The organism is Streptomyces sp. P17 (assembly GCF_032436805.1).
Taxonomy (GTDB): Bacteria; Actinomycetota; Actinomycetes; order Streptomycetales; family Streptomycetaceae; genus Streptomyces.
Genome location: NZ_JAVRBF010000176.1, coordinates 1 through 1,418, shown reverse-complemented (window position 1 = coordinate 1,418; position 1,418 = coordinate 1). Strand labels below are relative to the sequence as shown.

Genomic DNA, 1,418 nt, shown 5'->3' with positions numbered 1-1,418 from the left:
CACACCCTCGCCACCACCCTCGCCACCATCCCCCACACCCACCCCCTCACCGCCGTCATCCACACCGCCGGCATCGCCGACGACCGTCCGCTGAGCGCGGTCACGCCGGAACAGTTGGAGCGCGTCCTGCAGCCGAAGGCACAATCCGTCCGGAACCTGCACGAGCTGACGCTGGACCACGACCTGGCCGCGTTCGTCCTCTACTCGTCGTTCGGCAGCCTGCTGCCCAACGTGGGCCAGGGCGCGTACGCGGCGGCCAACGCCTACCTCGACGCGTTCGCCGAGTACCGCAGGTCGCTCGGCCTGCCGGCGACGTCGATCGCCTGGGGTGCCTGGGCCGGTGGCGGTATGGCCGAGGAGGAGGACTTCCAGGAGTGGATCGCGTTGGGCGGCATGGACCTGATGACGCCTCACCTCGGCGTCGTCGCCCTCCAGCAGGCCCTGGACAACGGCGACACCACGGTCGCGATCGCCAACGTGGACTGGAACCGCGTCGCCGAACGGTCCGCCGCCGCGCCGCCGTATCCGCTGGTGTCGGAGCTGATCGGCGCGAGCGCCCAGGCCGCCGAGGCCTTCGGCGGGGACGGCCCCGGCCCGCTGGAACGGCTTGCCGCGCTGCCCGCAGCGCAGCGTCGCGAGGAACTGCTCGACGTGATCTGCGGTGAACTGGCCACGGTGCTGGGCCACTCGGGGTCGCGGACCCTGGATGCCGCCCAGGCGTTCAAGGAGTTCGGCATCGACTCGGTGACCGCCATCGAGCTGCGCAACCGCATCAGCGGCTCGACCGGCATCCGGTTCTCACCGATCGCCGTGTTCGACCACCCCAACGCCCAGTCCCTGGCCGAGCACTTGAGCGGTCTGGTCCCCGTACCCGACGCCGACAGCGTGGCCGAGGCCTCCGGACCCGACGCCGACGACGAAGAAGAAGAGCCGAGCAGGATCGACTCGCTGGAGATCGAGGATCTCGTACGCCTGGCTCGCGGCGAGTCCTAGCCCGCACCGGCCGCAGCGCCGCCCGTCGTCCTCTCGCACTGACGCCCATCTGCTAGAGCGGAGCCCCAGCATGACCACGTCGAACCAGGAAATCATCGAGGCGCTGCGAACCTCGCTCAAGGAGACCGAGCGGCTCCAGCGCGAGAACCAGCGGCTGACCGCCATCGTCCAGGAGCCGATCGCCGTGGTCGGGATGGCGTGCCGCCTGCCGGGCGGGGTGCGGTCACCGGAGGAGCTGTGGGACCTGGTCGCGGCGGGCGTCGACGCCACCTCCGAGCTCCCCACCGACCGTGACTGGCCCGAGGACCTCTACGACCCCGACCCCGACAGCCAGGGCAAGTCCTATGCCCGGCGCGGCGGTTTCCTGGACGATGTGGCGGGTTTTGACGCGGAGTTCTTCGGGATCTCCCCGCGTGAGGCGCTGG

At 70.7% G+C, this 1,418-nt stretch carries 2 protein-coding genes; both read left to right on the top strand.

All coding sequences use genetic code 11. The annotated features are described in order from the left end of the window. Nucleotides 1-993, top strand: a 993-nt coding sequence (locus RMT89_RS40150) for a beta-ketoacyl reductase (protein ID WP_315888691.1), incomplete at its 5' end; no start/stop codon positions are given. Nucleotides 994-1,063: 70 nt separating this feature from the next. Further along, a partial coding sequence (locus tag RMT89_RS40145; RefSeq protein WP_315888690.1) for a beta-ketoacyl synthase N-terminal-like domain-containing protein occupies nucleotides 1,064-1,418 on the top strand: 355 nt, incomplete at its 3' end.